Source organism: Moorena sp. SIO4E2 (genome assembly GCF_010671945.1).
In the GTDB taxonomy this organism is placed as follows: domain Bacteria; phylum Cyanobacteriota; class Cyanobacteriia; order Cyanobacteriales; family Coleofasciculaceae; genus Moorena; species Moorena producens.
The window spans coordinates 7536-12761 of the sequence record NZ_JAAHIE010000178.1; the positions used below are offsets into that span (position 1 = coordinate 7536).

Genomic DNA, 5226 nt, shown 5'->3' on the forward strand with positions numbered 1-5226 from the left:
CCCAAACTTTTGCACCTTCTCCCATGCCTTGAGCATGGCCCGACTCAGGGCATCTTCAGCATCGGTAGGGTTTCCACCCATCCACCTGAGACAGCGATGATAGAGATAGTCTTGATATTGCTGCCATTGCTGCCAAAACTCTTTCTCTGAAACCTGATGGGATTGGCCCAATGCAGTAGAACTGGCTTCTAATTGAATATCTGAGATCATAATTGATCAATACAATGGTGTATGCTCTCCACGGGAGTCCAGGGCTGATTTGTAGTAAGCATTCAGCTATCAGCTATCAGCTTTGGGTCTGTGGCCACCCTGGGCGAACAGTACCGTGCGCGTAGCGCAATCGGCGCTTTTGAATAAAATAAGCACCTCAAGTAGCGTGAGCTTTTAGCTCACGGCTGACGGCACCTCAAGTAGCGTGAGCTTTTAGCTGATGGCTGACGGCTGACGGCTGAATGCTTAGGATTTGTACTCCACATTTTTGACCTCGATTACCCGATCACCATTTGAGGGTACATCAGTTTATAGTCTGTTAATCTCATAAAACTCATGTAAAAACTCATGTAAAAACTCATGTAAAAACTCATGTAAAAACTCATGGCTATATGGGGTTTATGGTAAAATAATGTATAATACAATACATAAATTTGAATTATTTCATGGTAATAGCCTTTCTCCAAAAAGGTTTCACCATGAAATAACTTTTGCTTCTTACCACAAGTACGGTAGAAAAAACTCATGTAAAAACTCATGTAAAAACTCATGTAAAAACTCATGTAAAAACTCATGGCTCTATCGGGTTTATGTTAAAAAATGTATAATACAATACATAATTTTTAAGGGCATCATGGTGAAAACCTTGTGGAGAAAGGGTTTCACCATGAAATAACTTTTTATCATTACCACAAGTACGGTAGAGCAAACTCATGTAAAAACTCATGTCTAGGGTTTTTATATAGGTTGTAAACAAAATTATTGCTCAAAAAGCGAATAGAAAAGAGGCAAAAGGCAATAGGGCCAAGAGATTCAAAGTTTTATTGTCCAATCAAAAAAGACCATACACGTTTACATCTCAAATAAAAACCCTATATACAGTCGAAAGTCGGGAGTCAACAGAAGCGGGAAATGGGGAGAATTCTTCCTATAGCACTACGCAATAAAGTTAGGAAATGGCTAAAAGCTGAAAACCTGTTGTAGTAAACTTTTGACTTCTGACTTGTGACTTCTGACTTGCGCGTAGCGCTAGATCTCCCCATTTCCCGCTTCTAAAAATATGACTAAATCGCGTTTATACAAACAAAATCACTGGCTTTGAAGCGCAAACGCCACTTTTTTGCCTATTCTCTGCTATTCTCTGCTATTCTCTGCTATTCTCTGCTATTCTCTGCTATAATAGCCCTCCCCAGTCAGGGAGTCCCAGGAATACAACTAGTTAGAGGATATCTCCCAAGTTTTTTGATACTGAATTTTGCCCCCCTAGCCCCCCAATTCTGGGGGGAACAAGAATCAATTTGCTGGTAGAAGTCCCCCAAAATTGGGGGACCAACGGGGGCTTGGATGTAGCAAATGAGACTTCTCAGACAACCTCTTAACAATATTTAATATTCAGCTGGGAATTATATATGGTATTCTAGCTTAGGGTCAGGATAAGAAATGAAAGGAGGTTAGTAAACAGCTAGAGAAAATGTTGCAGAGGATCATAGGAAATTACTAGTTATTAATAGTTATTAAATCTCCTATGGTTAACTGCTGGTGGTAGCAGGTCTGGCGTTGCTGAAACATTAGTACTATTTCCCATTAGCGCAAGCTTAAACCCGGGAGCTATAGATAATGTACAAATATTGATAGGTGACAGGCTCCCCCTATTACCTATTATCCATTACCTATTACCCATTACCTATTACCCATTACCTATTACCCAAATAAGCGTACAAATGTTCTGCATAAGTGACATGCTACCACTGCTGGTTAACTGGGGTGCCATTGCCCAGTCATCAGCTCTAAAATTGTAAGCTATCAGCGTGTCGCGTATCAGCGTGTCGCGTATCAGCGTGTCGCGTATCAGCTATTAGCCATTAGCTTATGCGCTATGGGCACGCTACTTTATGAACAGCTTTTGAATACAATAAGCTGACCACTAACGGCTGACCACTAACGGCTGACCACTGACGGCTGACGGCTGAATGCTTACCTAAAATTGGTTGCTCATTCAGGGTAAACCCATCTGATTTGCTGATTCATATTATGCATAATAGTGTTTTAATAGTGTTTTTTAAATTCAATAAACACTATAGCTTTTAGTTTTCAAAAGGGTAAGGCCAAACCTTTAGGTGAAGTTTCGGTGTGTCACGTTTGCTCGAGCACTTAAAAGGTGCTTGTTGATAAATTTCAGTGACCTTGTACATGAATATTAATAGTATACTGGAAATTGTTGACCGTCAACTAAAAGATAGTCAACATCGACCCCTTACTTCCACAGAAGTAATTATGCTGGGTGGGGTTTGGCAGTATAGAACTTATAACCAAATTGCCCTCGAAGCAGGTTATAGTGCAGGCTACCTGACCAATGTCGTTGCTCCAGATTTGTATCAGCGACTCTCGGAGGTGATTGGCCAGCGGGTAAGCAAGAAAAACTGTCGGGTGCTGCTGGAGTCTTATGCCACTGCCCAAACATCCTCAGAGACAAACCCTTTGAAGCAAGATCTGGTGAAGCAAGATCTGCCGGGCAATCCCGCCCATGAAACCGGTGAGATACTACCAAGCTACCCCAGTGGCTCAATCCCTCTCGACTCTCCCTTTTACCTAGAACGCTCTTCCCTTGAGGAGCAAGTTTATCAAGAAATCAAGAAACCGGGAGCGTTAATCAGGATTAAAGCTCCCAGAGAAATGGGCAAAACGTCTCTGCTGCTGAGGATTCTTGACCATGGCAACCGCCTGGGCTACCATACTGTGAGCTTGAACCTAGAGCAAGTCGAGCAGGAAATTTTAAGCAATTTGAATCAATTTTTGCGCTGGCTGTGTGCCAACATCGCTCACCAGCTTCAGCGTAAACCGATGCTAGACGAGTATTGGGATGAAGACCTGGGCAGTAAAATTAGCTGCACCCTCTACTTCCAAGACTATCTACTTGAGTTAATTGATACTCCCCTAATCTTGGCATTGGATGAGGTGAGCCAGATTTTCGAGCATCCCCAAGTCGCCAAGGATTTTTTACCTCTGTTGCGTTCTTGGTACGAAGAAGGGAAAAGACTGCCCATCTGGCAAAAGCTTCGCCTGGTAGTGGTTCACTCCACGGAAATTTACGTTCCCCTGGAGCTTAACCAGTCTCCGTTCAATGTGGGGCTGCCGGTTCAGTTAAAAAACTTCAGCCAGGATGAGGTGCAGCAGTTAGCCCAAAGCTACGGACTCGACTGGGTAGGTCCCGAAGAAGCTAAACAATTAATGGTAATGCTGGGGGGACATCCGGCACTGGTAAACTTAACGCTCTATCATCTTAGTCGCAAGGATATAACTCTGTCCCAACTGCTAGAAAGTGCTCCCACTGCCACTGGAATTTATGCTCATCACTTGCAGCGTCATTGGGCAACATTGGCAAAACAGCCGGAATTAGCACAAGCTCTTGATACGGTTCTCAAGGCCACTGAACCTGTGCCCTTAGACCCCATCCTAACTCACAAGTTAAGCAGTATGGGGTTGATTAAACTTTCAGGGGCTCAAGCGATCGCAAGTTGTGAATTGTATCGACAGTATTTTATGAAAAAGGGAGAGCAGCAGTTTATTTACGCACCATCTGTCTTGTAGCCTAATCATTATTGATCAGCGGTCAGCGGTCAGCGGTCAGCGGTCAGCGGTCAGCGGTCAGCGGTCAGCCGTGAGCCATTCGCTACTTGAGGTGCTTTGTGGCACAGGCTTTGGCCTTGGCCTTTTGGCCTTTTGGCCACGCTACGCGAACGGCCACGCTACGCGAATGGCCACGCTGTGCGAACGACCCTGGGACGTAACCCATAAGCTCAATGCTCAATGCTCAATGCTCAATGCTCAATGCTCAATGCTCAATGCTCAATGCTCAATGCTTACGATCAGTTTTTAATGCTCCGTTCACGATTCAATGTTTTGTTTATTAGTTTTTTCATGAGATTTTATATGAGATTTTATATGAGTTTTATGAGTTTAATAGGTCAAAATTCAAACTAATATACAACATATAGTAGTGCGTAGGGTGCGTTAGGGGCGGGCTTGCACTCATGTTCAACCTCTTCGCTCCTTGTTGGGACAGCCCGCCCTGTAACGCACCACCGGATCAAACAGCATGCATTGAGATGCACCCTAGCTATGAAACATGCTTTAGTTTATTAAAAAATTGAGTGTGAATTTTAATAAAACAACTAAAACAATCAATGCTCCATAAATCCCAGCTGTTTGACCTGGTGGTGCGTTACGGGACGGACTGTCCCAAAACTGGCTACCGAGAAAATGAGGGCGAGCCCGTCTTATCACGCACCCTACGCAACTTTTTTACAAATATGAGATGCACCCGTTACTCTGATGATGATCAAAAACTCCGATTCTAAGCTGAAGAGTAAATTGAATTTGGAAACTGGCTCTTTAACAATTGTTGGTACGGGGATTCAATTGGTAAGTCATCTGACCTTGGGGGCGAAAGCCTGGATAGAACAAGCGGACAAGGTTTTATATGCTTTGGCTGACCCAGTAACCGCTAAATGGCTCAAAGAATTGAATGCCACAGCAGAACCTTTGCCATATAACCGGAACAATCAATGGCGCAGACAGACTTATCAAGAAATGACCGAAAAAATATTGACAGAAGTTCGTAAGGGGCTGAATGTCTGTGCTGTGTTTTACGGTCATCCTGGGGTTTTTGCCAATCCAGTGCAGGCAGCTATTAAACAGGCACATCGTGAAGGCTTCAGAGCACAGATGCTACCTGGAATTTCTGCGGAAGATTGCTTATTTGCTGACCTTGGTGTCGATCCTGGTCGAAACGGGTGTCAAAGTTTTGAAGCAACGGACTTTTTGATTCGACGGCGTAAATTTGACCCCACTAGCCCCTTGATTTTGTGGCAGATTTCCATGGTTGGCAATCTCGGTTTTTATAAACCGGAGGAACAGTTTCGTCCTCTAACCATATTGACCGAGGTCTTAAAGACACATTATGGAGGTGACCATGAAGTGATTGTTTACGAAGCAGCAGTTTATTATCCAGTTTGC

At 43.6% G+C, this 5226-nt stretch carries 3 protein-coding genes; 2 read left to right on the forward strand and 1 reads right to left on the reverse strand.

Annotated elements, in window-relative coordinates; all coding sequences use genetic code 11:
• Window positions 1-210, reverse strand: a 210-nt coding sequence (locus F6K37_RS18680) for a sigma factor (RefSeq protein WP_287251535.1), incomplete at its 3' end; no start/stop codon positions are given.
• A 2190-nt stretch (window positions 211-2400) separates the two neighbouring features.
• On the opposite strand from F6K37_RS18680, the gene F6K37_RS18685 reads away from it, so the two are divergent.
• Window positions 2401-3798 (forward strand): AAA-like domain-containing protein, encoded by a 1398-nt coding sequence (locus tag F6K37_RS18685; RefSeq protein WP_287251537.1) that lies wholly within the window; start codon window positions 2401-2403, stop codon window positions 3796-3798.
• A gap of 744 nt (window positions 3799-4542) precedes the next feature.
• Window positions 4543-5226 (forward strand): SAM-dependent methyltransferase (locus tag F6K37_RS18690; RefSeq protein ID WP_287251538.1); only part of this gene is annotated, 684 nt, incomplete at its 3' end.

Excerpts from the sequence above, each read along its gene's own strand:
- F6K37_RS18685 (WP_287251537.1), top strand. The coding sequence starts at position 2,401 with ATGAATATTAATAGTATACTGGAAATTGTTGACCGTCAACTAAAAGAT.